Source organism: Microbacterium sp. 2RAF4 (assembly GCF_052115285.1).
GTDB lineage: Bacteria > Actinomycetota > Actinomycetes > Actinomycetales > Microbacteriaceae > Microbacterium > Microbacterium oxydans.
In genome coordinates this window covers 181408-207267 of the sequence record NZ_JBFRGI010000005.1, presented here as the reverse complement: position 1 = coordinate 207267, position 25860 = coordinate 181408, and the positions used below count along the sequence as shown (strand labels likewise).

Annotated in this window: 27 protein-coding genes; 10 read left to right on the top strand and 17 right to left on the bottom strand. The window is 68.4% G+C overall.

Annotated features, from left to right (window positions below):
* Window positions 1–4: 4 nt before the first annotated feature.
* On the bottom strand, window positions 5–553 hold the full coding sequence (locus tag AB4070_RS17990) for a GNAT family N-acetyltransferase (protein ID WP_441981306.1): 549 nt from the start codon (window positions 551–553) through the stop codon (window positions 5–7).
* Window positions 554–630: 77 nt separating this feature from the next.
* On the opposite strand from AB4070_RS17990, the gene AB4070_RS17985 reads away from it, so the two are divergent.
* On the top strand, window positions 631–1509 hold the full coding sequence (locus tag AB4070_RS17985; RefSeq protein WP_441981305.1) for a phosphoribosylaminoimidazolesuccinocarboxamide synthase: 879 nt from the start codon (window positions 631–633) through the stop codon (window positions 1507–1509).
* Between the two features lie 36 nt (window positions 1510–1545).
* On the opposite strand, the gene AB4070_RS17980 is transcribed toward AB4070_RS17985, so the two are convergent.
* Window positions 1546–1935 carry a type II toxin-antitoxin system VapC family toxin gene (locus AB4070_RS17980; protein ID WP_441981304.1) on the bottom strand — a complete coding sequence of 130 codons (390 nt, stop codon included), beginning with the start codon at window positions 1933–1935 and terminating at the stop codon, window positions 1546–1548.
* A complete protein-coding gene (locus AB4070_RS17975; RefSeq protein WP_441981303.1) occupies window positions 1932–2195 on the bottom strand; it encodes a type II toxin-antitoxin system VapB family antitoxin in 264 nt (87 codons plus the stop codon). The genes AB4070_RS17980 and AB4070_RS17975 overlap by 4 nt, the downstream gene beginning before the upstream one ends.
* Before the next feature lie 112 nt (window positions 2196–2307).
* On the opposite strand from AB4070_RS17975, the gene AB4070_RS17970 reads away from it, so the two are divergent.
* Window positions 2308–3636 (top strand): uracil-xanthine permease family protein, encoded by a 1329-nt coding sequence (locus AB4070_RS17970; RefSeq protein WP_441981302.1) that lies wholly within the window; start codon window positions 2308–2310, stop codon window positions 3634–3636.
* Between the two features lie 73 nt (window positions 3637–3709).
* Here AB4070_RS17970 and AB4070_RS17965 read toward each other — a convergent pair whose 3' ends face one another.
* From AB4070_RS17965 to AB4070_RS17945, 5 genes are read right to left on the bottom strand one after another with little or no spacing between them, the layout of a single operon-like run.
* Window positions 3710–5443, bottom strand: coding sequence for an acetyl/propionyl/methylcrotonyl-CoA carboxylase subunit alpha (locus tag AB4070_RS17965; RefSeq protein WP_441981301.1), 1734 nt, complete (start codon window positions 5441–5443; stop codon window positions 3710–3712).
* A complete protein-coding gene (locus AB4070_RS17960) occupies window positions 5440–7044 on the bottom strand; it encodes a carboxyltransferase domain-containing protein (protein ID WP_441981300.1) in 1605 nt (534 codons plus the stop codon). Before AB4070_RS17960 ends, AB4070_RS17965 begins: the two co-directional genes overlap by 4 nt.
* Window positions 7044–7844 carry a putative hydro-lyase gene (locus tag AB4070_RS17955; RefSeq protein ID WP_441981299.1) on the bottom strand — a complete coding sequence of 267 codons (801 nt, stop codon included), beginning with the start codon at window positions 7842–7844 and terminating at the stop codon, window positions 7044–7046. Before AB4070_RS17955 ends, AB4070_RS17960 begins: the two co-directional genes overlap by 1 nt.
* A 1-nt stretch (window position 7845) precedes the next feature.
* The gene (locus AB4070_RS17950) at window positions 7846–8610 is read right to left on the bottom strand and encodes a LamB/YcsF family protein (protein WP_441981298.1); all 765 of its coding nucleotides are present in this window, start codon (window positions 8608–8610) and stop codon (window positions 7846–7848) included.
* A 4-nt stretch (window positions 8611–8614) separates the two neighbouring features.
* A complete protein-coding gene (locus AB4070_RS17945; RefSeq protein ID WP_441981297.1) occupies window positions 8615–9892 on the bottom strand; it encodes an NRAMP family divalent metal transporter in 1278 nt (425 codons plus the stop codon).
* Between the two features lie 172 nt (window positions 9893–10064).
* Here AB4070_RS17945 and AB4070_RS17940 point away from each other — a divergent pair, with 172 nt between their 5' ends.
* Both AB4070_RS17940 and AB4070_RS17935 read left to right on the top strand, forming a co-directional pair.
* Window positions 10065–10703 (top strand): GntR family transcriptional regulator, encoded by a 639-nt coding sequence (locus AB4070_RS17940; RefSeq protein WP_441981296.1) that lies wholly within the window; start codon window positions 10065–10067, stop codon window positions 10701–10703.
* Window positions 10704–10938: 235 nt separating this feature from the next.
* Window positions 10939–11757, top strand: a complete 819-nt coding sequence (locus AB4070_RS17935; RefSeq protein WP_441981295.1) for a matrixin family metalloprotease — start codon at window positions 10939–10941, stop codon at window positions 11755–11757.
* Between the two features lie 69 nt (window positions 11758–11826).
* Here the strand turns inward: AB4070_RS17935 and AB4070_RS17930 are convergent, their stop codons facing one another.
* Entirely contained in the window at window positions 11827–12513 is a 687-nt protein-coding gene (locus AB4070_RS17930; RefSeq protein ID WP_441981294.1) for a TetR/AcrR family transcriptional regulator, read from the bottom strand.
* 124 nt (window positions 12514–12637) lie between these two features.
* Here AB4070_RS17930 and AB4070_RS17925 point away from each other — a divergent pair, with 124 nt between their 5' ends.
* Both AB4070_RS17925 and AB4070_RS17920 read left to right on the top strand, forming a co-directional pair.
* Window positions 12638–13510: a DUF1266 domain-containing protein gene (locus AB4070_RS17925; protein WP_441981293.1), complete on the top strand. Its 873-nt coding sequence runs from the start codon at window positions 12638–12640 to the stop codon at window positions 13508–13510.
* Complete coding sequence (locus AB4070_RS17920) at window positions 13483–14544, top strand: hypothetical protein (protein ID WP_441981292.1); 1062 nt, start codon at window positions 13483–13485, stop codon at window positions 14542–14544. Before AB4070_RS17925 ends, AB4070_RS17920 begins: the two co-directional genes overlap by 28 nt.
* 88 nt (window positions 14545–14632) lie before the next feature.
* Here the strand turns inward: AB4070_RS17920 and AB4070_RS17915 are convergent, their stop codons facing one another.
* From AB4070_RS17915 to AB4070_RS17890, 6 genes are all read right to left on the bottom strand, one after another.
* Window positions 14633–15628, bottom strand: a complete 996-nt coding sequence (locus AB4070_RS17915) for a LacI family DNA-binding transcriptional regulator (RefSeq protein ID WP_441981395.1) — start codon at window positions 15626–15628, stop codon at window positions 14633–14635.
* 99 nt (window positions 15629–15727) lie between these two features.
* Window positions 15728–16258, bottom strand: a complete 531-nt coding sequence (locus tag AB4070_RS17910) for a DUF6578 domain-containing protein (RefSeq protein WP_441981291.1) — start codon at window positions 16256–16258, stop codon at window positions 15728–15730.
* 28 nt (window positions 16259–16286) lie between these two features.
* Window positions 16287–17717 (bottom strand): GH1 family beta-glucosidase, encoded by a 1431-nt coding sequence (locus AB4070_RS17905; protein WP_441981290.1) that lies wholly within the window; start codon window positions 17715–17717, stop codon window positions 16287–16289.
* Window positions 17718–17722: 5 nt separating this feature from the next.
* Window positions 17723–18613 (bottom strand): carbohydrate ABC transporter permease, encoded by an 891-nt coding sequence (locus AB4070_RS17900; RefSeq protein WP_441981289.1) that lies wholly within the window; start codon window positions 18611–18613, stop codon window positions 17723–17725.
* Window positions 18610–19689: a carbohydrate ABC transporter permease gene (locus AB4070_RS17895; protein WP_441981288.1), complete on the bottom strand. Its 1080-nt coding sequence runs from the start codon at window positions 19687–19689 to the stop codon at window positions 18610–18612. The genes AB4070_RS17900 and AB4070_RS17895 overlap by 4 nt, the downstream gene beginning before the upstream one ends.
* Window positions 19690–19765: 76 nt before the next feature.
* The gene (locus AB4070_RS17890; protein WP_441981287.1) at window positions 19766–21076 is read right to left on the bottom strand and encodes an ABC transporter substrate-binding protein; all 1311 of its coding nucleotides are present in this window, start codon (window positions 21074–21076) and stop codon (window positions 19766–19768) included.
* A 231-nt stretch (window positions 21077–21307) separates the two neighbouring features.
* On the opposite strand from AB4070_RS17890, the gene AB4070_RS17885 reads away from it, so the two are divergent.
* The 3 genes from AB4070_RS17885 to purQ all read left to right on the top strand — a co-directional run bounded on the left by AB4070_RS17885 (window position 21308) and on the right by purQ (window position 22872).
* On the top strand, window positions 21308–21841 hold the full coding sequence (locus AB4070_RS17885) for an adenine phosphoribosyltransferase (protein WP_441981286.1): 534 nt from the start codon (window positions 21308–21310) through the stop codon (window positions 21839–21841).
* 78 nt (window positions 21842–21919) lie between these two features.
* Complete coding sequence (gene purS, locus AB4070_RS17880; protein WP_017831295.1) at window positions 21920–22168, top strand: phosphoribosylformylglycinamidine synthase subunit PurS; 249 nt, start codon at window positions 21920–21922, stop codon at window positions 22166–22168.
* Complete coding sequence (gene purQ / locus AB4070_RS17875; protein WP_061015104.1) at window positions 22165–22872, top strand: phosphoribosylformylglycinamidine synthase subunit PurQ; 708 nt, start codon at window positions 22165–22167, stop codon at window positions 22870–22872. Before purS ends, purQ begins: the two co-directional genes overlap by 4 nt.
* Window positions 22873–22929: 57 nt before the next feature.
* Here the strand turns inward: purQ and AB4070_RS17870 are convergent, their stop codons facing one another.
* The gene (locus tag AB4070_RS17870; protein ID WP_441981285.1) at window positions 22930–24192 is read right to left on the bottom strand and encodes a hypothetical protein; all 1263 of its coding nucleotides are present in this window, start codon (window positions 24190–24192) and stop codon (window positions 22930–22932) included.
* A 241-nt stretch (window positions 24193–24433) separates the two neighbouring features.
* Here AB4070_RS17870 and AB4070_RS17865 point away from each other — a divergent pair, with 241 nt between their 5' ends.
* Window positions 24434–25330 (top strand): SDR family oxidoreductase, encoded by an 897-nt coding sequence (locus AB4070_RS17865; protein WP_441981284.1) that lies wholly within the window; start codon window positions 24434–24436, stop codon window positions 25328–25330.
* A gap of 11 nt (window positions 25331–25341) precedes the next feature.
* On the opposite strand, the gene AB4070_RS17860 is transcribed toward AB4070_RS17865, so the two are convergent.
* Window positions 25342–25773 (bottom strand): DUF1761 domain-containing protein, encoded by a 432-nt coding sequence (locus tag AB4070_RS17860; RefSeq protein WP_441981283.1) that lies wholly within the window; start codon window positions 25771–25773, stop codon window positions 25342–25344.
* Window positions 25774–25860 lie beyond the last annotated feature (87 nt).

The following is a 25860-nucleotide window of genomic DNA, read 5'->3' as shown; positions in this document are numbered from 1 at the left end:
ACTCTCAGAGCGAGGTCGCCGCGAGCTGCGCCTCCGTGAGCGGACGGTCGGCGTACACGAGTCGCCACACGGAGGGATCGGGGTTTCCCGCATCCGGCGCACGGTGCACGAGTTCGAGCCCCGCCTTCTCGGCGACTCGCGCCGAGGCGAGGTTGTGCTCGACGAGATACGCGATCACGGGGCGATCGGGATCGACTGCACGCGCCGCCTCGACCGCAGCGAGGGCGAGCTCGGTGGCGTACCCCTGACCGTGATGGTCGGCCGACAGCCGATACCCGAGGTTCCAGACCTCGCCACCGAGCAGCGTGCACCCGCCGTTGCCGATCAGCTCACCCGTGGAGCGCAGGCGGACCGCCCACGACCCCAGACCGGCGGCGGACCAGCTCGTCTCCCAGCGCGCCATCGCGGCAAGGGTGTCCTCCCGACGCTGATGGCGAAGGCTGGGGTAATGCGTCCACACCCGTGGGTCGGCCGAGACGCCGAACAGCGGATCGAGGTCGGCGGCGGTCGGGCGGGACAGCCGAAGGCGCGGTGTGAGGATGTCGGTGTTCACGCCACCAGGCTAGGACTCCCCACCGACGCCTCGACGCCACGGCATTCGACGGTGGCGGGAACCGGGATAATGGGCGGGTGAGCACACCTTCAGAAGGCACGGCACAGAGCATTCCCGGCTGGCGGCACATCTACTCCGGCAAGGTCCGCGACCTGTACGCCTCCGAGGATCCGGCGGATACGCGCATCCTCGTCGTCGCCTCCGACCGGGTGAGCGCCTTCGATTTCGTGCTCTCCCCTGGCATCACCGACAAGGGCGCACTGCTGACGCGACTGAGCCGTTGGTGGTTCGCGCAGCTCTCCGACTTCCCCAACCACGTCGCCGAGGGCGAGCTGCCCGAGACCGTGGCCGATCGCGCCATGCTCGCCCAGTCGCTCGAGATGCTGCCGATCGAGTGCGTCGTACGCGGCTACATCACGGGTTCCGGATGGGCGGAGTACCAGGAGAGCGGCACCGTGTGCGGCATCCCGCTGCCCGCCGGCCTGCAGAACGGCGACCGACTGCCCGAGCCGCTGTTCACTCCGGCATACAAGGCCCCGATGGGCGAGCACGACGAGAACATCACGTTCGAGCGCGCCGTCGAGCTCGTCGGCGCCGAGCGCGCGGCCGAGCTGCGCGACGCCTCTCTCGCCATCTACACGGCCGCGGCCGCCATCGCCGAGGAGAAGGGGCTGATCCTCGCCGACACCAAGTTCGAGTTCGGCACGGACGCCGACGGAACCCTGCGCCTGGCCGACGAGGTGCTCACGAGCGATTCGTCCCGCTACTGGGATGCCGAGGCCTGGCGCACCGGCACGACACCGAGCGCGCGGATGGCGAGCTTCGACAAGCAGATCGTGCGCGACTGGCTCGCCGCGAACTGGGACCAGGAGGGCGAGCCACCGCTGCTCCCGGACGACGTGGTCGAGCGCACCGCCGACCGCTACCGCGAGCTGATCGAGCGCCTCGGCGCCTGACACCGTCAGCGCCGGTCAGTCGCCGACCAGACCGACTTACTCGACGAGACGCACGTCGGTATGGACGAAGTCGGCTCCCTTGAAGAGCAGCGGCTCGTCGCGACTGATCGCGAGCGCATAGGAGAAGCAATCGCCGTAGTTCAGACGCGCGCGGCTCCCTGACCCTCGGCCATACCGAACGTAGGCGTCTCCGGCCAGCCGCGCCTGACGTTCATCGAGTGGCACGACGGTCACCTCGGTGACGCGAAGCAGCTCATCGAGCTCGTAAACGATCCTCTCCTCCGCGTTGCCACGCAGCACCAGCAGCGTCTCGGTGAGGGACGCCGCAGACAGCGATGCTTCCTCGGCCGCGAGATAGGAGGCGAAACGAGGGGCCTCCGGCTCGTCGAGGAGAATCGCGACGAGCGCCGACGAATCGACGATCATCGGGGCATCCCGGTCTCGTCGTACAGCTCATCCATGATGTCCTCGGTGCTCCGGCCGGTCCGGGGCACGAGCCGAGCTCGAGCGATCACAGCGGCAATCGCCGCGCGCCTTCGTTCGATCTCTGCTTCCCGGCCCTCCTCCAACTCGGCGAGGCGCCGCCGAACGGCATCTTCCACCGCGCTGGTCTGACTCTGCCCGGTGAGCGCCGCGAGCCGGCGCACCAGTTCATGCGTCGTCTCGTTCTTGATGTTCAGGCTCATGTCTACCATTCTACCTCGACTTCTACCATGGTAGAAGTCGTTCAGTGAAAACTCAGGAATCGGTAGTGTTGCTCCGGCACTCCTGCCATCCCCCGAACCCTGAGGAGCCCGCATGGCCCTGTGGAAGCTGCACGGAAACGGCCGCACGGTCGAGCCCGGCGCCGTCGTCCGTCCCGATGAGCGCCTGAACTGGCCCGCGACGATCGCGATCGGACTCCAGCATGTCGTGGCGATGTTCGGGGCCACGTTCCTGGTGCCGATCATCACCGGGTTCCCGGTCGCCACCACGCTTCTCTTCAGCGGTGTGGGAACGATCCTGTTCCTGCTGGTCACGCGCAACAAACTGCCCAGCTACCTCGGTTCGTCGTTCGCCTTCATCGCGCCCGTGACCGCCGCCACCGCGTCCGCGAACATGGGCACGGCCCTGGCCGGGATCGTCGCGGTCGGCGTACTGCTGGCGATCATCGGGGTCGTGGTGCACACGGTCGGGGTGAAGTGGGTCGACCGCTTCCTGCCACCGGTCCTCGCCGGCACGATCGTCGCCCTTATCGGGTTCAACCTCGCCGGCGCCGCGCACAACAACTACGCCGCAGCGCCGGTGACGGCGACGTTCACACTCGCGATCACGATCCTCTTCGCCGTGATCTTCCGCGGGTTCCTCGGGCGCATCTCCATCTTCCTCGGCGTGATCGCCGGATACATCTTCGCGGCGTTCCGGGGAGAACTCGACTTCTCGGCCGTCGAGAAGGCCGACTGGGTGGGCCTTCCCACCTTCCACTTCCCGAACTTCACAGAGCCCGGCACCCTCACCGCGCTCGCGATGTTCCTTCCCGTGGTCCTGGTCCTGATCGCCGAGAACGTCGGACACGTGCGCGGCGTCGCGACCATGACGGGCGACACGACCGTGAACCAGCAGACCGGCAAGGCGCTGATCGCAGACGGCGTCTCCACGACGCTCGCGGGATTCTTCGGCGGTTCGGGCACGACGACCTACGGCGAGAACATCGGCGTGATGGCATCCACCCGCGTCTACTCGACCGCCGCGTACTGGGTGGCCGGTGCTGCCGCGATCCTGCTCAGCCTCTCGCCGAAGTTCGGCGAGGTCATCAACTCGGTGCCCGCGGGCGTGCTCGGCGGCGTGACCACGGCGCTCTACGGCCTGATCGGCGTCATCGGCATCAAGATCTGGGTCGACAACCGGGTCGACTTCTCGCGCCCGGTCAACCAGTACACGGCAGCCGTCGCGCTGATCATGGCGGTCGGCGGCTTCATGATCAAGGATGAGTCCTCCGGCTTCGAGCTGGGTGGCATCGTCATCGCCACCGTCGCAGCGATCCTGATCTACCACCTGGGCAACCTCATCGCCCGACTGCGCAAGACAGGCGCCGACGACCCCAAGCCCTTGGAGGCGGTCGGGCCGCTCGGCGGCGATCCCGAATAAGCCGGTCCCGCAGACGACGATCCCGGATGCCTCTCCTGAGGCATCCGGGATCGCTGCGTTCACCGCGGAGCGCTCAGCCGATGATCCCGAGAACCTGATCCGCCGACACCATCTCCGCGATCTCGGCACGATGGGACAGGGTCCCGGTACGGTGCGCGTTCACCGTGGTCTCCATCTTCATGGCGTCGAGGACCGCGACCGGCTCTCCCTCCACGACCTCGGCGCCGTCGTCGACGAGCCAGCGCACGAGAGTGCCGGGAACCGGCGAGCGCAGCTCACCCGGATCGGTCGTGGGTGCCGCGGCCGCGAGGTCGACGGGACGACCGAGGCCCGACAACAATCCGGCTGGAAGACCGAGCATCACGCGGCGCCCGTCGATCTCGACCGGGAAGCGCTGCAGCACGGCATCCGGCACCACCACTGCCGGTCGCGGCTGGGCCTCGAGCTTGGGGAGCAGCGCGCTCTCGATCCACTGCGTGTGCACCGCGAAGCTCTCCGTGGCGAAGGCCTGCTCGTCGAGCGCCATCGCATCGAACGGGATGACGGTGGCCGGCCCATCGACCGCGAGCTCCCGCAGGGCCCTCCGTGCGCGCATGATGGCGGCATCGCGGGATTCGGCATGCACGATCAGCTTGGCGATCATCGAGTCGAAGGCCGGTTGCACGACATCGCCCTCGTCGATGCCGCTGTCCCACCGCACACCGGGTCCGCCGGGGACGCGCAGACGCTCGACGCGGCCGGGGCTGGGCAGGAAGCCACGGCCGGGGTCCTCGGCGTTGATGCGGAACTCGAACGCGTGCCCCACGGGTGTCGGCGTCTCGACGAACGACGGGCCCTTCCCGAAGGCGATGCGGAACTGCTCGCGCACCAGGTCGGTCCCGGTGACCTCTTCGGTGACCGGATGCTCCACCTGCAGTCGGGTGTTCACCTCGAGGAACGAGATGGTGCCGTCGGCGGCGAGCAGGAACTCCACGGTGCCGGCCCCGCGGTACTGCACCTCGGCGCAGATCGACCGTGCCGCATCGTGGAACCTCGTGCGCTGCTCTGCGGAGAGTCCTGGCGCGGGCGCCTCCTCGATGAGCTTCTGATTCCGGCGCTGCATCGAGCAGTCGCGGTCGCCGACCACCACGACACCGCCGACTCCGTCGCCGAGCACCTGCACCTCGATGTGGCGCGGGCTCTCGAGGAAGCGCTCAACGAAGCACTCTCCTCGACCGAACGCCGCGACCGCCTCGCGGGTGGCCGCGTCGAACGCCTCCGCGACCTCGGAAAGCTCGCGCACGACCTTCAGGCCGCGCCCGCCGCCGCCGAACGCGGCCTTGATCGCGATGGGGAGACCATGCTCCTCGGCGAACGCCACGGCTTCCTCGGGTCCGGCGAGCGGCTCATCGGTGCCGGCGGCGAGCGGCGCTCCGACCTGCTGAGCGATACGGCGCGCCGTCATCTTGTCGCCGAGCGCGTCGATGCTCTCAGGGGTCGGTCCGATCCAGACCAGCCCCGCATCCTCCACGGCACGCGCGAAGGCCGCGCTCTCCGACAGGAATCCGTATCCGGGGTGCACGGCGGTCGCCTCCGACTGCCGTGCGGCCGCGAGCAGCGCGTCGACGGACAGGTACGTCTCGGCCGCGGTGGAGCCGCCCAGCCCCACGGCCTCGTCGGCCAGGCGCACGTGCAGGGCATCGGCATCCTGATCCGCATAGACCGCGACCGAGGTGTATCCGGCTTCGGCGCAGGCGCGGATGACGCGAACCGCGATCTCTCCGCGATTCGCGATCAGCACCTTCTGCGTGGGTGACGCCGTGGTCATGAGGGCTCCTTGACGGTGAGACGGAGACGCACTCCCGGAGCCAGCTGACCCGCGAGGTCGAGGCTGCGATCCGTGAGCGCACCGATGATGGGGTATCCCCCGGTGAGCGGATGGTCGGGGAGGAACAGGACCGGCTGTCCGTCGGGCGGCACCTGGATCGCACCGGTGACAGCACCCTCGCTCGGGAGCTCGCCCGGGCGGGAGCGTTCGAGCGGGAGATCGCCCTGCAGGCGGATGCCGACGCGATCGGACCGCGGCGTGACCGTCCACTCCTGATCGGTGAGGGTGGCGAGCGCCGACGCCGTGAACCAGTCGTCGCGCGGGCCGAGCGTGATCTCGAGCTCGATGAGCTCACCGGGGGCGGGAAGATCGCGCGGAAGAGCGTCGGGCTCGACAGGATGCACGCCGGCGTCGCCGACCCTGAGCACGGCCCCCTGTGCGAGCGGTGCGGGCCCGAGTCCGGCGAGCGTGTCCGCCGCGCGGCTGTCCAGTGCGACGGGGGCGTCCAGACCCCCACGGACGGCGATGACGTAGCGAAGACCGCGTTCGGGATGACCGAGAGTGAGCTGATCGCCGTCGACCGTGGCGAAGGGCTCACCGTGCGCGACAGGGCGCTCGCGCCCCTCGGCGTCCTGCAGGGTGAGAGCACCGAGAGCACCGGCGACCGCCGCGACGCCGTCACCCCGGAACCGCAGAACCGTTCCCCCGACGCTCTCGAGCACCGCGGCATCGGTCGTGTTGCCCACAGCCCGGTTGGCATCGCGCATCGCCCGGCGGTCGGCCACCCCCGATGCGGAGACCCCGAGCGCCGCATAACCGGGACGCCCGGCATCCTGCACCAGCAGCTGCAGCGACGGGCGGACCACCTCGATCGCAGCCTCCGTGCTGAAACCCAGCCCATCCGCAGCCGTCGCCGCGTGTTGCTCCGTGACACGCCGAGGGTGCGCCGGGTCATCTCCGTTTCGGCCAGGATGACTATCCTCCAGCCGAGCGGTTTCCCGCACGCTCTCGAAGCGCACGGTCACGCCAGGCGCCAGCAGCGCAGGCGGGGTGCGGTCGATGTCCCACATCACGGCATCCGTGCGACCGATCAGCTGCCATCCGCCCGGACTCTCGCGGGGGTACACCCCGGTGAACTGTCCGGCGAGCGCGACCGAACCGGCAGGCACGCGCGTACGCGGCGACGAGCGGCGCGGCACATCGAACAGCGGATCGCTGCTCACCACGTACCCGAAGCCGGGGGCGAACCCGGAGAACGCGACCCGCCAATCGGCAGCGAGATGCCTGTTGACGAGCTCCTCCGCGGACACGCCCAGCAGCGACGCCGCCTCGTCGAGGTCTTCACCGTCGTACCGCACGGGGATGACGGCATCGCCGGTCGCCGGGAGGTGCGCCGCATCGACCTCCGTCGCCTCCAGCGCTGCCCTCAGGTCGCCTGCCGAGATGCGAAGCGGGTCGAAACGCACCAGGACGGTCCTCGCGCCGGGGATGCGCTCGAGGACTCCGGCCAGTCCGTCCCAGGCGAGGTTCAGGCGCATCGCCTCGTCGAGGTCGGCCGCCTCGACGAGCACGGCGTGATCGGATGCGGTGAGGATGCGCATCAGACGAGATACTCCGCATCGGGAACATCGGTGATGAACATGTAGCCCGGGGCATGCGTGATGGCGAACGGCGGCTTCGAGGCCATGATCGCCGCCTGCGGAGTGACGCCGCACGCCCAGAACACCGGCACCTCGCCGTCGCGGACCTCGGGGGCATCACCGAAGTCGGGATGCGCCAGGTCGTCGATGCCGAGTGAGGCCGGGTCGCCGATGTGGACGGGAGCACCGTGCACGGCGGGAGTCCGCCCGGAGATCTGCACCGCGTCCGCCACGCGGGACGCGGGGATCGGGCGCATGGACACGACCATCTCGCCTCGCAGTCGTCCCGCGGGGGCGCACGCCACATCGGTGCGGTACATCGGCACGTTGCGTCCGAGCTCCTGATGCCGGATCGGGATGCCCGCCTGCACGAGGCCGGATTCGAAGGTGAAGCTGCATCCGATGAGGAAGGCGACCAGATCGGGGTGTTCGGCCCAGGCCGCTCTCGCATCGCCGACCTCCTCCGCCAGCTCGCCGTCGCGCCAGACGCGATACCGGCCGATGTCGGTACGGATGTCGCTGCCGGGCGCGAGCCGAGACTCCACCCGACCCTCCTCGATGACCTCCAGCACGGGGCACGGCTTCGGGTTGCGCTGAGCGAACAGCAGCGTCTCGAAGGCCCAGTCGGCTGGCACGGCGATGAGGTTCGCCTGCGTCAGCCCGACCGCGACGCCACTGGTCGGCTCGGCATGTCCGGCGCGGATGGCTGCCCGAGCCTTACGGGCGTCAGCGAGCTGAGCGGCGGTGGCGAGAACCGTCATGTCAGGCTCCCGCGAACGGGGCGATCGCGATGCCCGCATCCTGAAGCATCCGTTTGGTCTCCGCCGCCATCGCCACAGATCCGGGGCTGTCGCCGTGCACGCAGATCGACTGCGCGACCACGGACACATCGGTGCCGTCGATCGCCCGGATCACGCCGTCGGCGGCGAGGCGCACCATGCGCTCGGCGACTGCGGCGGGGTCGTGCAGCACAGCCCCCTCCTCGGCGCGGGAGACGAGCTGGCCGTCCGGCTGATACGCGCGATCGGCGAAGGCTTCGGCCGCGACCTCGAGGCCTGCACGCTCGGCGACATCGAGCACGACTCCACCGGCGAGCCCCAGCAGCACGAGCTTCGGGTCGATCGCCCTGATCGCCGCGACGACGTCCTTCGACTGCCGTTCGTCGCGGGCGATCGTGTTGTACAGCGCCCCGTGAGGCTTGACGTACGACACCCTGCCGCCGACCGCCGAGGCCAGACCCATGAGCGCACCGAGCTGGTACTCGACGTGCGCCTGCAACGTGGCCGAATCGATGTCGACCTTCGTGCGACCGAAGTTCTCGTAGTCGCGGTAGCCGGGATGCGCGCCGATCACGACCCCGCCCTGCACCGCAGCGGCGAGGGTTTCACGGATACCCTCCGGGCTCCCCGCATGGAACCCGCACGACACGTTCGCACTCGTGACGAGGCGCAGCATGCTCTCGTCGTCGCTGACGATCCGGTCGGCGACGTTCTCGCCGAGGTCCGAGTTCAGGTCGATCGACGTCATGCGATCACGCTCCGATTCCGAGGAAGGCGAAGATGGGACCGACCGAGACGATCCCCATGTACCAGGTGAGCAGCGTCACGAGCGTACCGGCGACGAGCAGCCACATCGGGTACTTCCTCGTGCCGAGCAGATCACGACGGAACCAGCCGATGTACATGAACACCGTCAGACCGATGGGCAGGATGAGTCCGTTGAATCCACCGACGAAGACGAGGATGGCGGCCGGCGCCGTGCCGATCGACAGGTAGACGATCAGCGACACGACGATGAAGGCGACGGTCGCGAGCTGCAGCGCCCAGCCGCCCTTGAGCTTCTTCGTGAAGGTCGAGAGGAACGTGGCCGAGGTGTACGCCGCACCGATGACCGAGCTGATCGCCGCGGCCCAGAAGATGGCACCGAAGATGCGCAGGCCGGCGTCGCCGAGCACCGCGCCGAACGCCTGGCCGGCGGGGTTGGCGGCCTGGCTGGACAGGTCGAGCGTCACGCCGGACGCCACCACACCGAGGATCGCGAGGAAAAGCACGTAGCGCATGATGCCGGTGACGAGGATGCCGTTGGTCGCGGCGCGCATCACGGGGCCGGCGTGCTCCGGACCGGTGTGACCGGAGTCGAGGTAGCGGTGCGCGCCGGAATAGGTGATGTAACCGCCCACCGTTCCACCGACGATCGTGGTGATGGTGGCGAAGTTCAGCTCGTCGGGCAGGAAGGTCTGACGCAGCGCCTCGCCGATCGGCGGCTGGGCGATGAAGGCGACGATCAGGGTCATCACGATCATTCCCAGGCCGAGCACGACGAGCACGACGTCCATCACCCGACCGGCCTTCTTGATCAGGAACAGGATGATCGCGAGGCCGGCGGTGAGCGCGCCACCGATCTTCGGATCGATGCCGAGCAGCGCGTTGAGACCGAGTCCACCGCCGGCGATGTTTCCGATGTTGAACGCCAGACCGCCGATGACGACGAGCACCGCGATCACATGGCCGGAGAACGGGATGGCGCTGTTGGCGAGCTCGCCGGCGCGCTTGCCGGAAGACGTGATCATGCGCCAGACGTTCAGCTGCACCGCGATGTCGACGAGGATCGAGATGAGGATCGCGAAGGCGAAGGCCGCCCCCATCGTCGCCGTGAATGTGGCGGTCTGCGTGATGAAGCCGGGTCCGATGGCGCTGGTGGCCATGAGGAAGATCGCGCCGATGACGGCGCTGCGGCCGGCGCGCTTCTTGGCTGACGCGAGGCGGGCTTCGTCTTCCGGTGAGAGGGAGGCGGTGGTCTGCTCTGACATGCGGGGGATTCCCATCGTCGTTGGTGGGTGTCGGGTGACCCCCAGTGTAGAACGGATAGAACCCGATTGTTCAACAATCATGTTACGGCCGCGCTACAGAGCGGTTGCCGTCGTGTGATTTCCCGCACTCGATCGACGACGATCCCACCCCTCCGCCGCCTACGATGAGGGCATGAACCAGAAGGGCCTGCTCGCCGACGTGCTCCGTCAGCGCATCATCGACGGCGACTTCGCACCGGGGTCCCGCCTGTCGGAGTCAGCCCTGGCCGAGCAGTTCGACGTGTCGCGCAACACTCTCCGCGAGGCCTTCCGCGTGCTCGCGGAGCAGGGCCTGGTCGAGCACATCCCCCACCGCGGCGTCTCGGTGGCATCCCCCACCATCGCCGACGTCATCGACATCTACCGCGCCCGCCGCGTGATCGAGTGCACCGCGCTGCGCCAGTCGGAGCCGGAGCACCCCGCGGTGCAGCTCATGCGCGAGGCTCTGGCCGAGGCCGAGGAGCAGCTGCCGCATGAGGACTGGCGGCGAATCGGCAGTGCGAACATGGCCTTCCACGACGCGATCGTCGCCCTCGCCGACAGCGCCCGTCTCGCCCGCACCTACCGTGATGTCGCCGCTGAGCTGCGGCTCGTCTTCCTCGAGATCGACGAGCCGCGGTCGCTCCACGAGCCCTATGTCCGCCGGAACCGCGCGGTGCTGACCGCCTTGCTGGAACAGGGCCCCGAGGCCGCCGCCGAAGAGCTCGAGCGCTACCTCACGGCCTCCGAGCGCAGCGTGCTGGGAGCCTTCGCCCGCATGGGTCACCCCTGACCCCCAACCTCTCGCAGACGCGGGCAGCACCTTCGACCAGAACAGCGTTCGGTATTTCTGACCTGAGTGCATAAATCTGTGAACGTGCCGGGAAATGCCTTGCCATCCCGTGAAAGCGGTGCTTACCGTGAGCGGACTTCGGACGGATCGGGGCGCAGAGCTGCTCCCCCGTTCACCCGGAGGCCGCGTACCGAGGGGGTGCGCGGAATCGTTCAGATCGAAAAGGACTACTACTTTGCGACTCACGAGAAAACTGGCGTTCGCCGCTACCGCGGCTGCTGCGCTCTGCCTCGGCACGGTCATCCCCGCTGCCGCCAACTCCGCACCGGACGCCGACGACATCCCCACCTTCCAGGAGTTCGAAGCGTCGACCTACCGAGACGTCGACGGCGCCTACGTCGTCAACGGTGACGAGGTGATCTCCAACCAGGGCGAGCTGCGGTCGTTCTACGAGCAGCTCCTCGGTGCCGACCCCGTGACCAACGGACTGATCGTCAACACGGTCAACAACATCGACGACAAGTGGTCGAACGCCCAGGTGGGCAACCTCACGTATTGCGTCAGCACCGCTTTCGGCGCTCGTCACGCCGACGTGGTGAAAGCGATGGAGAGCGGCGCCGCACTGTGGGAGGCCGCGTCGTCGAAGGTGGACTTCATCTACGACAGCAGCGCCGACGCCAACTGCACGACGCGTAACAACGCCGTCCTGTTCTCGGTCGAGCCGGTGCAGACGACGCAGTACATCGCCAGGGCGTTCTTCCCGAGCACGGCACCGCGCCTGCAGAACGTGCTCATCGACGACTCGATCTGGACCCCTGGGTCGTCCTGGACTCCGACGAACGTTCTCGGACATGAGCTCGGCCATGTTCTCGGCTTCCGCCACGAGCACACCCGCCCGGAGGCCGGCACCTGCTTCGAGGACAACAACTGGCGTCCGCTGACGCCGTACGACTCCTCGTCGATCATGCACTACCCGCAGTGCAACGGCTCCTCCGACGACCTGTCGATGACGAGCGTCGACACCGCGGGCGTCGTCTCGCTCTACGGAAACTGACACGCTCCGCATCGTCGGAGACAGCGGGGCCCGGTCGTTCTCGACCGGGCCCCGCTGTCTGCTGCGACATCAGAGCCGCGGGGTCGGCGCAGCCTCATCCGGGCGCAGGGCCGCTGTCGCCCGCGGCCGCGGTTCGCCGTCACGCAGCGGAGCCGGCGGCGCGATGGGGGCGGCGGGCTCTGGCAGTCCGTATCGACGGAACATCCACCGTCGCGCCTCCTCCAGCGGATAGGTCTCGCCGAAGACGGCGGACTTCACGAAGACCCCCTCGATCGTGCTGCGCAGCATGACCTCTTCCAGCGCCGGATCCTCGGCCCCGCGCGCGCGGAACAGGTCGCGGACAGCATCCTCCGCCGCGGTGGCGCCCGCCTCGTGCCGCGCCTCCGACTCCGCGAAGAGCCGATGCGTGGCCGGCTGCTGCTGCATCGCCAGCACGGCCCGCTGCAGGGGTATGGCATACGCCGTCGCGGTGAGGGCGCCGTCGATCACTGCGGCGAGCATCTCGTCAGGCGTGCCGTCGACACGGGCGAACCCGAGCACGGTCTCGAACCACCGGTCGATCACGGCGGCGACGAGCTGCTCCTTGCCGCCGAAGTGATAGTTCACGAGGCCCTGCGCGACGCCGGCCCGCTTCGTGATCTCGGCGATGCTCGCCCCCGCGACGCCTCGCTCGCTGAACGCCTCGATCGCCGCCTGCAGGATGTTCTCCCTGGCGCGCTCCCTGGCCACCCGGTTCTGCTCGTCGGAGCGTGCCATCGGCATCCACCTCCTGAGTCCCGCCGGTCTGTCTTTCCGAATCGCCCCCCGCCGTATAGATTACTCACTGAATGTTTGTTCAATCTATGAGCAGGCGCGGATTCACCCCCTCCCAGGAGCATCAATGCACTCTTTCGCGAGCGTCGACTTCAACAGCATCACCTCGATCTTCGAGTGGCTCGTCAGCCAGTGGTGGGCCTGGGCGATCGTCGGCGTCATCGTGCTGTTCTTCCTCGTGACCTGGATCCTCCCCGACGCCAAGGTCAAGGCTTCGCCGGAGTATCCCGCCACCGGTGCGGAGGCCGACGAGATCGCGCTCGGCTTCCTGCAGATCGTCAACCTCCCCTCCGGGCACTGGAACGATCCGACGGCCTCGATCCTCGGCGACCGCGAGAAGAAGGTGCTCGTCGACCAGTGGGGTGTGCACACACGCGAGGAGTGGCTGGCCAACATCGAGCGCCTCAGCACCGTGCGTCGACGCCGCGAGGTGTGGGTGCTCTACCTCGCCGTGCGCACCGAACTCGCTCAGCGTCTCGGCCGCGCGCCGAAGGCCAAGGAGTGGCTCGCCGCGATCGTGCAGGAGGGCGGTGACAAGCGCGACGCCCGCACCTTCGTCACCTCGGTCGAATACGCGGAGGCACAGGTGCGCAAGCGCGTGGGCAAGGACATCGTCACGCCCGACCTGTTCGTGAAGACCCTCGACGGCTACGCGATCGGCCAGGCCGTGGCGATGGCCACCTGGGGTGTCGCGCTCGGGCACGCCGATGTCGCCGAAGCGCGGGCGATCATCCACCGCATCAACGTCGACGGCCGACCGGCCTTCGAGTCCTGGGCCGACTTCGGGCTGAGCTACATCGTGGGTCGAGTCATGCACTGGTCGGACGGCAATGTCGACGAGAAGTCGTTCGAGAAGTTCGGAGACGGCTGGTCCGACTTCAAGGCCGCTGCGACGGAGAAGCGCAACGGCCCGTGGGCGACGCTGTCATGGAGCCTGTAGCCGTCGATCTGGAACCGCTGCGACGAAGCGCCGGCCTCCGCGACATCCTGACCTACGAGCGCATCTGCGGGATCCCGCCGCACCGCCGCTTCCTCGTGATCCTGGTGGCTGTGCTGCTGTTCGCCGTCGCGATGCTGACGGGGCTGTGGTTCCTCGGGCGCGGCGACATCCTCACGGTCGCGCCGATCCTGGGGATCTTCGTCATCGGGTACACGGTGCTCGCCGCCTTCGGCTTCCTCTGGTGGGCGGTGGGCCTGAGCCGTCGAGTCAAGATCGCCGCATTCGCGTGGCAGAACGGCTGGGCGTACGCCGACCTCCTCGAGCACACCCGTCGCCCCGGTGCGGCTTTCACCAGAGTCGTACACAGTCGCGAGCGAGCGGTCATGGCCTGCGACGACGCGCGGATGCCGTTCGAGCTGGGCATGCACCATTCGGTCTCGCGCGGGCAGGAGCGCGCGACGATCCAACGCCCGTTCGCCTTCATCGAGCTGCCGCTGCCTGCATCCGTTCCGCACATCGTGCTGGCGAACCGGAAGCACAGCATCGTCCCCACCCTCGGACTCGGACGCGGAGCAGCGCGCATGGAGTTGGAGGGGGATTTCGCGAAGACGTTCCGTCTTATCGTTCCGGAGGGGTATCAGCAGGACGCCCTGTACATCTTCACCCCCGACCTGATGGCCCGGGTGCTCGATCTCGGTTCCGGTGCCGAGATCGAGCTCGTCTCCGATCGCCTGTACGTCTACCTGCCGTCCCGCACACGGTTCGACCGCGCCGAGACCATGGCGGCCGCCGTCACCCTGGCCGAGGAGTTCCACCGGCGCTTCACCGCACGCACCGAGTTGTACCGCGACGACGACGCCGGAGGCCTCGCGGCCAGGGCCGGCGTCTCGATCGGCCTTCGCGGTCAGCGGCTGGGAGGTCGTGGGATCTCCGTCTTCGCCGTGGCCGGCACCGCCGCGGTGCTGCTGCTCTCGGCCGGCATCACCGCCTTGTCCCTGTTCAGCGGTGATCTGCTCAGTTCGCTCGTCGACTGAGCCCTCAGACGCACGGCTGCGGGCCTGGCCCGGAGGGGGCGCCAGGGCCGCAGCCGTGTCCTTCCCCTCGCGGACGGCCGCGGGGTGCTCAGGCGGAGCCGCGGACGACCAGCTCGGTCGGAAGGATCGTCGTGGTCGGCGGATTCTCGCCCGCGAGACGTGACAGCAGCACCCGCGCCATGGCCTCGCCCTGCGCGTACATCGGCTGGCGCATCGTGGTGAGCGGCGGGTCCGTCGTGACGGCGACCGAGGAGTCGTCGAAGCCGACCAGCGCGATGTCCTCCGGCACCCGCAGCCCTGCCGAGCGCAGGGCGGTCAGCGCGCCGCGGGCCATCAGGTCGCTCGCGACGAAGATCGCATCCGGACGCCCACCGTCGAGCAGTCGCCTCGCGGCCTCTGCCCCGCTGCTCTCGCTGTAGTCGCCCTCTTCCTCTGCGTAGGGGGTGAGCCCCGCCCCGGCGAGAGCGGACCGGAAGCCCTGTACGCGATCCTCCGAGGCGACCATCGTGAGCGGACCCGAGATCGTGGCGATGCGCGTGCGACCGATGTCGATCAATCGCTGGGTGGCATTCCTCGCCCCCGCGACGTTGTCGACGTCGACGACGTAGTCGCCTTCGTTTCGACGCACCGGGCGTCCGCCGAACACCACGGGCACCGCATCCGCTATCCGATCGACGAACGCATCGCTCGTGTGGTGCGAGACGATGAGCGCGCCGTCGACACCGCCATTGCGCACGAAGCTGGTCATCTTGTCACCGGGGTCGTCGCTCGCGATCAGCAGGTTGAGCAGGTAGTCCGAGCCGCCCAGCGCCCCGGTGATACCGGCGACGATGGCCGCGAAGAAGGGGTCCCCGAAGAAGCGCGTGGTGTCCTCCGGAACGATCAGCGCGATGGCGTGCGTCTGACGCGACGCGAGTGAGCGTGCCGCCCGGTTGGGCACGTAGTTGAGCTCGTCGATGGCTGCGCGCACGGCGGCAAGGGCCTCGGGACTCACGGCCGTCGACCCGTTCACGACCCGCGATACGGTCGACCGGGAGACACCGGCAGCCGACGCCACCTCTTCGATGGTCGCTCGGGGCGACATCAACGCTCGTCCTCTTCCATCGCCCTATTCTCACCGGTCGCACGGCCATCTCGCTTCGAATCACGCAAATGGTCGCATATCGACCGCGGATCGACCCATTCAGGCGATTCGAGAGCCGGGCGGGAGCTCCTCGACGTCGACGATCCATCCGACCCGTTGACGTCGACGCTCCGATGTCGACTCCTCCACATGGTCGGGCCGGACGGACGGCACCCGGTGTTCCTCGATGAACGGCACCCCCTGCACCGACACCGACCGAGTCGTGCCCGGCATCGGCTCGATCCGGGTTTCCTGCCGTGAAAGCCGCGCACCCGGGGCCAGTCCCTCCGGACGCCCTGCCTCGCCGGACGGTCGGGCACGGGCGTACGGGTCGACGAAGTGATCGAACCTGCGCTCGACGACCTCGCGGGTGACCTCGTGCACCGCGACGACCCGTCCGCGCACTCGGTCGGGATGCTCATCCTCATGGTGCGACTCCACCGCGTCAACGGTGTGGACGAGCTCCGCCCCGAGGCGATCGGCCAGAAACGAGGCATCTCGGGAGCTGATACCGAAGTCGACATCGTCGCCGACCTCGAACCGGTCCCCGCAGCACGCCCATTCCCACGGCGTGAGCCACACACGCGTCATGCCGTCAGACTAACCCGCCCCTGTCCGCTCAGAGCTCGCGAGCGGCGATGATGCGGGCGTACTCGTGGGCGGAGTCCTTGAGGGTGCGCTCCTGTGTGTCGTAGTCGACGCGCACGATGCCGAAGCGCTTGTCGTACCCCCAGGCCCACTCGAAGTTGTCGAACAGCGACCAGTAGAAGTAGCCGCGCACGTCGACACCCGCCTCCGCCGCGTCGAGCACGGCACCCAGGTGCAGCCGGAGGAACTCGGCCCGGTCGGCATCGTGCACGCATGGCTCGCCGTCTTCGACCACCACGACGTCGTCATAGGCGGCGCCGTTCTCGGTCATGTAGAGCACCGTTCCCGCGGGCTCGGCGTAGTCCGTCCAGACCCGCTGCAGCACACGGGTGAGCCCCTCGGGCTGCACCTCCCAGTTCTGCGCCGTACGGGGCAGACCTCGCTCGACCGCGTGGATGCCCTCGCTCGACGGATACGGGCTGCGGCGCACGCGCTCGGTGTCGGGCTCGGCCGAGACGGGTTCCTCGGTCGGTGCCGCGCCCGAGACGAAGTCGCCGTGGTAGTAATTCACGCCCTGGGTGTCGATGGGCTGCGCGATCGTATCGAGGTCGCCGTCGTGCACGGCCGCCTCGAACGTCGCGACGGCTTCGGCATCGACCGCGCGGATGTCCTCGACGATGTCGGCCGGATAGCTGCCGCGGTAGATCGGGTCGAGGAACCAGCGGTTGAACTGTCCGTCCACGCGGCGGGCGGCGTCGACGTCTGCCGGATTCTGCGGGTCGGCGGGATCGGCGACCGTGTGGTTGAGCGTGATGCCGAGGTTGAGCGCGGCATCGCGCCCCCGCAGCTCCTGCACCGTCTTGCCGTGCGCGAGCAGCAGGTGGTGCGCGGCGAGCAGCCCCTCCCCGATGCTGGTGTTCCCCGGCGCGTGCTCACCCGCCGTGTAGGAGAGGAACGACGAGCACCACGGCTCGTTCAGCGTGGTCCACACGTTCACCCGGTCGCCCAGCGCATCGTGCATGGTCCCCGCGTACTCGAGGAAGCGGTCGACCGTGTCACGGTTCGTCCATCCGCCGGCCTCCTGCAGCGCCTGCGGCATGTCCCAGTGGTACAGCGTCAGCCAGGGAAGGATGTCGGCGGCGAGCAGCTCGTCGACCAGGCGCTCGTAGAAGTCGACGCCTGCGGGGTTCACCGCTCCGCCGTCCGGACGCACCCGGGACCACGAGGTGGAGAACCGATAGGTCTGCAGGCCGAGCTGTTTCATGAGAGCGACATCCTGCGGGTACCGGTGGTAGTGATCGCACGCGACGTCGCCGTTCTCCGCACCGATCACGGCACCGGGTTCACGCGAGAACGCATCCCAGATCGATGCGGTGCGCCCGTCCTCGAACGCCGCCCCTTCGATCTGGTACGCGGCCGTGGCTGCGCCGAAGAGGAAGTTCTCGGGGAAGGGGCGGGTCATACGGGTCATCCTTTCACCGCGCCGGCCATGATGCCACTGACCAGCTGCCGCCCCGCGACCACGAAGAGCACGAGCAGCGGAAGGGTCGCGAGCACCGCGCCGGCGAGCACGATCGAGTAGTCGATGTAGTACCCCGACTGCAGCTGGCTGAGCGCCGTCTGCAGGGTCGGGTTCTGCGGGGAGAGCACGATCAGCGGCCACAGGTAGTCGGTCCACGCCGTCATGAACGTGAAGAGACCGAGGATCGCCATCGCCGGCCGGGCAGCGGGGAGTCCGACGGTCAGGAACGTGCGGAACTGGTTCGCGCCGTCCATGCGGGCGGCCTCGATCAGCTCGTCGGGGATCACGTCCACCAGGTACTGGCGCATGAAGAAGACACCGAATGCCGTGACCAGGGTCGGCACGATGACGGCGCCGATCGAGCCGGTCCAGCCGAGCTCGCGCATCAGCATGAACAGCGGGATGATGCCCAGCTGCGTCGGGATGGCCATGGTCGCGATCACGAAGATCATCAGGCCGTCGCGCCCCTTGAAGCGCAGTTTGGCGAACGCGTAGCCGGCGAGCGTCGAGAACGTGACCACCGAGACGGTGATGATGCCCGAGATGAGGAACGAATTGCCCAGCGCCAGCCAGAACGGGATCGCGTCGAACACCTTGGCGGCGTTGGCGAAGAAGTTGCCGCCCGGGATGAGGGGCAGCGTCTCCCCGCGCGTCGCGTTGGTACCGCTCGCGACCACGACCGACCACCACAGCGGATAGACGCTGCCGATGATGAAGGCCGCGAGGAGCCCGTAGGTGAGGAAGCCGGGGCGGCTGCCGATGCCGGCAGTGCCCCCGGTGGCGGCACGGCGCCGGCGGATCTTCTCGGGGACGCTCAGCGCCTGCGTGGCGGTCATCGCGCGTTCTCCTCGGTCGTGGTGGCGATCGTCGTGCCGGCTGCGGCTGCGGTCGCAGCGGTGCGGGCGCTCCGTCGGGCCGCGCGACTCTTGGGGGCGTCTCCGGTGGAGATGCGTCGGGAGATGAGGAAGTTGATCACGCCGATCAAGACGATCAGCACGAACAGCAGGATGGCGACGGCGGATGCTTCGCCGAGGTTGCGGCGGAAGAACGCCAGCTCCCACAGGAACAGCACCGTCGTCTGGAACTGGCGGTCGCTGCCCCCGATGCCCCCGGCCGTCGACACGTCGAACAGACGCGGCTCCGCGAAGATCTGCAGCCCGCCGATCGTCGCGGTGATGATCACGAAGATCAGGGTCGGACGGATCGTCGGGATCGTGATGGAGAAGAAGCGGCGAGCGGCGCCGGCCCCGTCGAGCGCTGCCGACTCGTACAGATCGCGCGGCACGGCCTGCATCGCCGCGAGCAGGATGAGGGCGTTGTAGCCGGTCCAGCGGAAGTTCACCATCACGGCGATCGCGATGTGCGACAGAGCGGTGTTGTGCTTCCACTCCTGGTCGGCGATGCCGATGAGGTTGAGCAGGTTGTTGGCCAGCCCGTCGGCCTCGTTGAAGATGCTCGAGAAGATGATGGCGACCGCGACAGGGGTGACCACGAACGGGATGAGCACGCTCATGCGCCAGAACGTCGGGGCGCGCAGCCCGCGGTCGAGGAGGTAGGCGATCACGAGGGCGACGGCCAGCTGGGGGATCGCGGAGAGCAGGAAGATGCTCAGGGTGTTGCCGATGGAGTTCCAGAACATCGCATCGCCGAGGATCTTGGCGAAGTTGCCGACGCCGACGAACTCCCCCTCGCCCTTGAGCAGGTCCCACTCGTGCACGGCCACCCAGACCGTGTAGAGCAGCGGGAACAGGCCGACCAGCCCGAACAGCAGGAAGAACGGCGAGATGTAGAAGTAGGGCGAGGCGTTCTGGTCGAACCGGGAGAGGCGGTGGCGCCAGGGGCGTTTCGGCGGAGCATCCGAGGTCGCGGATGCGGTGCGCTGCTGCTGCGCCGGCGGTGCGGTGAGAGTCATGAGGGTCCTTTGCCGGGCTTCGACAGGCTCAGCCACCCGATCTGCGGGGTCGCTGAGCCTGTCGAAGCGGAGATGATCAGCCGACGAGGTCGTTCAGCAGGCCGATGGCCTGATCCCAGGCACCCTGGGTGTCGGTGTCACCGCGGTCGAGGCTGCTGAGCGCCGGCCCGAACACGTTCTCCTGGATGACCGAGTCGTCGGCGCCCTTGAACTGCGCGACGACTCCCTTGGCACGCTCGGCGAGGATCGCGCCGGTGGGAGCGTCGTTGAAGAACGCGTTCGGCGTCGCGTCGGCCGCGAGCGTCTCCTGCGCCTTGATCGTCGAGGGGAAGTTGCCAGCCGCAGCGGACTGCTTCACCTGCTGCTCGGGCTGGGTCAGCCAGTCGGCCAGCTCGGCCGCCGCCTCCTTGTGCTGCGACGACTCCGGGATCGACAGGAACGCGCCGCCCCAGTTGGCCGCACCTCCGGGGAACACATCGGCGAAGTCCCATCCGGTCGACGCGTCTCCCCCGCCGGCCTCGACCTGCCCCTGCACCACACCGAGCATCCAGCCCGGGCACACGAAGGTGGCGAAGGTGCCGTCGACGAACGACTTGCCGCCGTTCCAGTCCCAGGCCGTCTGCGCGGCCGACTGCCCGCCCTCGGTCGCGGCCCCGAGCTGCTCGAAGCGCTCCTTGAGCTCGGCGTTGTCCTCGACGTTCAGCTTGCCGTCGCTCGTGTAGTAGCCCTCGTCAAGCTGGTTCACCATGGCGTTCCAGACGAAGCCGGAGTGGTCGTACCAGGCCTTGCCGGTCTTCGCGGTGTAGTCGGCGCCGACCTTGAAGTAGTTCGCCCAGTCGCCGTTCAGCAGCTCGGCCACGGACTCGCGGTCGCTCGGGAGCCCGGCAGCCTCGAACGCGGCGCCGTTGTAGCAGATGCCGCTCGGGCCGATGTCGGTGCCGTACCCGATCACGCGGCCCTCGGCGTCGGTGGCCTGGCCGTACTTCCAATCGACCCAGTCGTCCTTGCGGTCTTCGATGCCGTAGTCACGCAGGTCGACGAAGGTGTCCGAGACGTCCATGATCGCGCCGAGCCAGCCCTCCTCGATCGCGACGACATCACTGAGACCGGAGCCGGCAGCGATCTTGGTGAAGGCATCGGTGCGGGCATTGCCACCGGTGTCGATGTTCGTCGCCTCGATCTTCACATTCGGGTGCGCCTTCTCGTACTCCTTGTAGAGGTCCTCATAGCCGAAGGTTCCGAAGGTAGTCACGGTCAGTGTGACCTCTTCGTCGCCGTTCGCGTCACCGCTGTCGCCGTTGTTGCCGGAGCAGCCGGCGAGGGCGAGGGCGGATGCGGAGGCCACGGCGGCGATCGCGAGGATCCGGTGGCGGGCACGTGTGTTCACAGTTCACTCCTTTGTGGTGGTCGTGCGGTGTGGTGCTTCGGGACGCGTGGGAGCGCTCCCACGCATTGAGCAGCCACTCTATGGGAGCGCTCCCACGGTGTCAAGCCACGCCGGTACGGGCCCGGGGCTGTGCGCAACTCCTCAAGAATTCACTCGGGCACCACCTGGGACCCCCTCGAGGAGCGGGGCCGGTGTTTCTGAGGAGTTGGGCACCGGCGGTACCCTTGGGCAGTGCCCGAAGCCACCCTCTCCCCCGCCCTCGTCCGCGCCGAGACCCTGATCCGCAACGTGCCGGACTACCCTCAGCCGGGCATCATCTTCCGCGACATCACGCCTCTTCTCGCCGACGCCGAAGCCCTCCGCGTGACGACGGAGGCGATCATCGAGCCCTTCGCCGGGCAGTTCGACGTGATCGCGGGCATCGAGGCGCGCGGCTTCATCCTCGCCAGCGCCGCAGCCATCGCCGCAGGGGTCGGCCTGATCCCGATCCGCAAGGCCGGCAAGCTGCCCCGGCCTGCGGCATCCGTCGACTATGCGCTCGAGTACGGCACCGCCACGATCGAGATGCACGACGACCTGCCCGCCGGCTCGCGGGTGCTGCTGATCGACGATGTGCTCGCCACCGGCGGAACTCTCGCTGCCGGTCGCGAACTGGTCGAGCGCCTCGGCAGCCACGTGATCGGCATCTCCGTGCTGTTCGAGATCGACGGCCTCGGCGGCCGTGAAGCGGTCGGCGACCTCCACACCGTCTTCCACTCCGCCTGACTCCTCCACGACGCCGAGCGGATGCGGCGAGGGCAGTAGACTGGATGCGCCCCTCCGCCCGCGACTCTTGGAGCCGTCATGCCCACCATCGTCGTCGACGTCATGCCCAAGCCCGAACTGCTCGACCCGCAGGGCAAGGCCGTCTCCGGCGCCTTCGCCCGCCTCGGCGTCGAGGGCTTCACCGACGTCCGCATCGGCAAGCGTTTCGAGCTCACCGTGGAAGGCGAGGTCACCGACGAGGTTCTCGCTGAAGCCAAGCGCATCGCCGACGAGGTGCTCTCCAACTCCGTGATCGAGGACGTCGTCGGCATCGAGGTCGCGGAGTGACCGTCCGCATCGGCGTCATCACCTTCCCGGGCTCGCTCGACGACCGCGACGCACAGCGCGCCGTCCGCATCGCCGGCGCAGAACCAGTCGCCCTGTGGCACGGATCGCATGATCTCGAGGGCGTCGACGCGCTGGTCCTGCCGGGTGGTTTCAGCTACGGGGACTACCTCCGCGCCGGCGCGATCGCCGCGCTCTCGCCGATCATGAGCGAAGTCAAGGATGCTGCGGCCAAGGGCATGCCCGTGCTCGGCATCTGCAACGGCTTCCAGATGCTGGTCGAGGCGCACCTGCTGCCCGGCGGCCTGATCCGCAACAACCACCAGCACTTCGTGCGCCGCGACCAGAAGCTCACGGTCGAGAACTCCGACACCGCGTGGACCAATGCGTTCCGCACCGGTCAGGAGATCGTGATCCCGCTGAAGAACGCCGACGGCGGCTACATCGCCGACGAGCAGACGCTCGACCGCATCGAGGGCGATGGCCTGGTGGCGTTCCGCTACGCCGGGGTCAACCCGAACGGATCGCTGCGCGACATCGCCGGCCTCACGAACGAAGCGGGCAACGTCGTCGGCCTGATGCCGCACCCCGAGCACGCCACCGAGGCCGGCTTCGGCCCCGACACCGCGGCCGCGATGCGCAGCGGAGTCGACGGTGTCGACTTCTTCACGAGCGCGATCGCCGCAGTCGCCCGCGTCGCCGCCTAGCCTCCGTATCGCGAACCGGACAGACTCGACGCCGTCGACCGGTTCACGTCGGTCTGTTCACTCGGCCGGAAGGGCGAACGGGTTGTCGCCGACTGCGGCGAGCAGGTACCAGGCGGTCGCGCCGGTGTGCAGGCTCGCGTAGTACAGGTCGCCGAAACCGGAGTCGAGGCCGTCGCTCGACGTGGCGACGATCCCCTTGCCATCGCCGTTCGGAGCATCGCGCTGCGCCAACCGGATACTGCTCAGAAGCGTCTCGACACGGTCCGCGTCGCCGGCGGCGTCACGCAGTGTGAGTGCGAGAGCGAGGTGTCCACTGCCCTCGAACCACGCCTTGGACGTATCGACCTCACTGATCGACGGCCCCGTGTACGGACCGTCCGTCGCGAGCAGGTTCGCGAGCGTCCAATCGAGCGCCGCACCGTAGCGCGGGTCGCTCGTGGCAAGGAAGCTCCAGGTCTGGGCGTCCAGCGGGATCGGACGGGTGTTGATCGTCGAGCCGTCGAGGCCGGTGCCGGTGTTCACATGTCCGTCTGCGCTCTGCATTGCGGCGACGAAGTCCGCGGCGACCGCCGCCCGATCCGTCCAGATCCGGTCGCCCGTGAGCTGGCCGAGCTGAGTGAAGAAGCCTGCGATGTCGCTGTTGTGCTCGGTGGACTTCCACGTCAGCGAAGTGCCGTCTTCGAGCTGACCGCCCGTGTAGCCGTAGGGCGCCCTGGTCATGTCCGCCGTGTGGTCCTGGATCCACTCACCGATCCGAACCGCACCGTCGAGATATCGGGAATCCCCTGTCGCGTGTGCAAGACGGGCGAGGGCCAGCCCTACCCAGGCCTGGTTTCCGGTGAACGCCCCGGCTCCCGTGATCTCCACCCGCCCCTGACGGATGCCGTGCGGCTCGTACGATGCCCTGGTGCGCCCGTCGCCGATCGGATCGTTCTCCTGCACGAAGAGGAGGGCGTCGCCGATCGTCCGCGCGCGCCGGAGGTCGTCCGGAAGGCCGCGGGCGGTGTAGGCGATGATCACGAGGGCATCGTCGTAGACGAAGGAGGGCGTGAAGTCCCAGGTCGGGGTCGTGAAGAAGCCACCCTCGTAACTGCGCGGCAGGCAGCGGCCGTCTCCGTCGCAGAACTCGTCGGTGCGCGCATCCAGGAACTCATACGCCAGCGCGACCGAGGCTGCCGGGTCCGCGACAGGGTCCGCCGGGGTGTCGGCTCGCGCCGCGAAGGCATCCGACACCGCAGGCGCAGCACCCACGAGCACGGCTCCGACCACGAGCGCGGCGACGGTCACCCAGGGGGCGGATCGGCGGGCAGAACCGGACATCGTGACCTCTCGAAGGCAACAGGCCCCGTGGGCAGGACGCACGGGTGACACGGGGGACGATGCGAAGCCTGTCATGACAGCCGTCGATCGGTGAAGTGTCTTTCGGCCACATTTCGCCACGGGATGACGAGACCACGCCTCTCGTAGCGCAGGCGTCGTCCCCGTGCAAGGCGTTTGCGCGATCCACGCCCGGCGCTCAGCATGGTCACCCCGCCCCCGCACAGCCTCGAAAGGATCGCCCATGTCCCGCGACCAGTACACCTTCACCGACCCGTCCGCGCTCTACTCCGACATCGAACCGCGGAAGCAGCACATGCCGGAGCCGGGATTCGACGCGGATCTCACCCCGCGCGCCGACCTGGGAGAGGAGTCCTACCGCGGCACCGGGCGCCTGACCGGACGCAAGGCCCTGATCACGGGCGGCGACTCCGGAATCGGCGCGGCCACCGCGATCGCGTTCGCGCGTGAGGGCGCCGATGTCGCGATCTCCTACCTGCCGCAGGAAGAAGAGGACGCGAGCCGGATCGCCGACCTCCTGCGGGAGGCCGGGGTGACGGTCGCCACCATCCCCGGCGACCTGCGCGACCCGGAGTACTGCCGTGCCCTCGTCGCCGAGGCGGTCGAGAAGCTGGGAGGCCTCGACATCGTCGTCAACAACGGCGGCAAGCAGGTGTATCAGGAATCGCTGACCGACATCACGGACGAGCAGTTCGACGACACCTTCAAGACCAACGTCTACGCGACGTTCTGGATCACCAAGGCGGCCCTGCCCCATCTCCCCGCGGGCTCGACGATCATCAACACCACGTCGATCCAGGCCTACTCACCCTCCGGCATCCTGGTGGACTACGCCTCGACGAAGGCCACGATCAATGCCTTCTCCAAGGGCCTCGCGGAACAGCTCGCGCCGAAGGGCATCCGCGTGAACGCCGTGGCACCGGGGCCGATCTGGACGCCCCTGCAGCCCAGCGACGGGCAGCCGCAGGAGAAGCTCCCCGAGTTCGGGAAGGACACGCCCCTCGGGCGCATGGGCCAGCCGGCTGAGCTCGCTCCCGCGTACGTGTTCCTCGCCTCGGCGGAGTCGAGCTACGTGGCCGGGGAGACCTTGAACGTGAACGGCGGCATGCCGACCCCGTGACGCTGCGGGAGTCAGGAGGCGAGGGCCGGTGGCCACACCCCGATGAGCAGTGCCATGACCACGACCGTGACCAGCTCGTGCGCGATGTTCAGCGTGGTGAGCCGGGTCGATCGACCCTCGAAAGCGTCATGGGTGATGAAACGCGCGGCCGTGAACCCGGCCCACAGCGTCACCGCGGTGACGATCGTCCCCCAGAAGAAGGATCCGCCGTAGAAGTGCCAGGCGATCGACGAGGCGCCGGCGAGCACCCAGGCCGTGATGAAGCTCACGAGGACGGTGGTGACGATGGGCCACACCGCCGTCGCGGCAGGCCTGTCCATGTCGACGTTCGCGAGCTTCGACCAGCGCGTGCCGAACACCTTCGGGGCGTACCAGATCGAGCCGACGATCATGCTCGATGCGGTGGCCAGCAGGACCGCCCAGTAGTTGATCTCGGGAACCATGACAGCCTCCACTCGTCGGATGCCTCACCATACTCCCGGGTGGCACCTGCATGATCCCGAAACGGATGCATGACTCGGCCGGCCGGG

What these genes read in the sequence shown, in the direction of transcription:
- AB4070_RS17960 (WP_441981300.1), bottom strand. Translation starts at nt 7,044, where the DNA reads ATGCGCATCCTCACCGCATCCGATCACGCCGTGCTCGTCGAGGCGGCC.
- AB4070_RS17900 (WP_441981289.1), bottom strand. Translation starts at nt 18,613, where the DNA reads ATGACCGCCACGCAGGCGCTGAGCGTCCCCGAGAAGATCCGCCGGCGC.
- AB4070_RS17905 (WP_441981290.1), bottom strand. Translation starts at nt 17,717, where the DNA reads ATGACCCGCCCCTTCCCCGAGAACTTCCTCTTCGGCGCAGCCACGGCC.
- AB4070_RS17930 (WP_441981294.1), bottom strand. Translation starts at nt 12,513, where the DNA reads ATGGCACGCTCCGACGAGCAGAACCGGGTGGCCAGGGAGCGCGCCAGG.
- AB4070_RS17970 (WP_441981302.1), top strand. Translation starts at nt 2,308, where the DNA reads ATGGCCCTGTGGAAGCTGCACGGAAACGGCCGCACGGTCGAGCCCGGC.
- AB4070_RS17865 (WP_441981284.1), top strand. Translation starts at nt 24,434, where the DNA reads ATGTCCCGCGACCAGTACACCTTCACCGACCCGTCCGCGCTCTACTCC.
- AB4070_RS17940 (WP_441981296.1), top strand. Translation starts at nt 10,065, where the DNA reads ATGAACCAGAAGGGCCTGCTCGCCGACGTGCTCCGTCAGCGCATCATC.
- AB4070_RS17860 (WP_441981283.1), bottom strand. Translation starts at nt 25,773, where the DNA reads ATGGTTCCCGAGATCAACTACTGGGCGGTCCTGCTGGCCACCGCATCG.
- purS (WP_017831295.1), top strand. Translation starts at nt 21,920, where the DNA reads ATGCCCACCATCGTCGTCGACGTCATGCCCAAGCCCGAACTGCTCGAC.
- AB4070_RS17955 (WP_441981299.1), bottom strand. Translation starts at nt 7,844, where the DNA reads ATGACGGTTCTCGCCACCGCCGCTCAGCTCGCTGACGCCCGTAAGGCT.
- AB4070_RS17870 (WP_441981285.1), bottom strand. Translation starts at nt 24,192, where the DNA reads ATGTCCGGTTCTGCCCGCCGATCCGCCCCCTGGGTGACCGTCGCCGCG.
- AB4070_RS17915 (WP_441981395.1), bottom strand. Translation starts at nt 15,628, where the DNA reads ATGTCGCCCCGAGCGACCATCGAAGAGGTGGCGTCGGCTGCCGGTGTC.
- AB4070_RS17965 (WP_441981301.1), bottom strand. Translation starts at nt 5,443, where the DNA reads ATGACCACGGCGTCACCCACGCAGAAGGTGCTGATCGCGAATCGCGGA.
- AB4070_RS17945 (WP_441981297.1), bottom strand. Translation starts at nt 9,892, where the DNA reads ATGTCAGAGCAGACCACCGCCTCCCTCTCACCGGAAGACGAAGCCCGC.
- AB4070_RS17925 (WP_441981293.1), top strand. Translation starts at nt 12,638, where the DNA reads ATGCACTCTTTCGCGAGCGTCGACTTCAACAGCATCACCTCGATCTTC.
- AB4070_RS17910 (WP_441981291.1), bottom strand. Translation starts at nt 16,258, where the DNA reads ATGACGCGTGTGTGGCTCACGCCGTGGGAATGGGCGTGCTGCGGGGAC.
- AB4070_RS17975 (WP_441981303.1), bottom strand. Translation starts at nt 2,195, where the DNA reads ATGAGCCTGAACATCAAGAACGAGACGACGCATGAACTGGTGCGCCGG.
- AB4070_RS17895 (WP_441981288.1), bottom strand. Translation starts at nt 19,689, where the DNA reads ATGACTCTCACCGCACCGCCGGCGCAGCAGCAGCGCACCGCATCCGCG.
- AB4070_RS17980 (WP_441981304.1), bottom strand. Translation starts at nt 1,935, where the DNA reads ATGATCGTCGATTCGTCGGCGCTCGTCGCGATTCTCCTCGACGAGCCG.
- AB4070_RS17950 (WP_441981298.1), bottom strand. Translation starts at nt 8,610, where the DNA reads ATGACGTCGATCGACCTGAACTCGGACCTCGGCGAGAACGTCGCCGAC.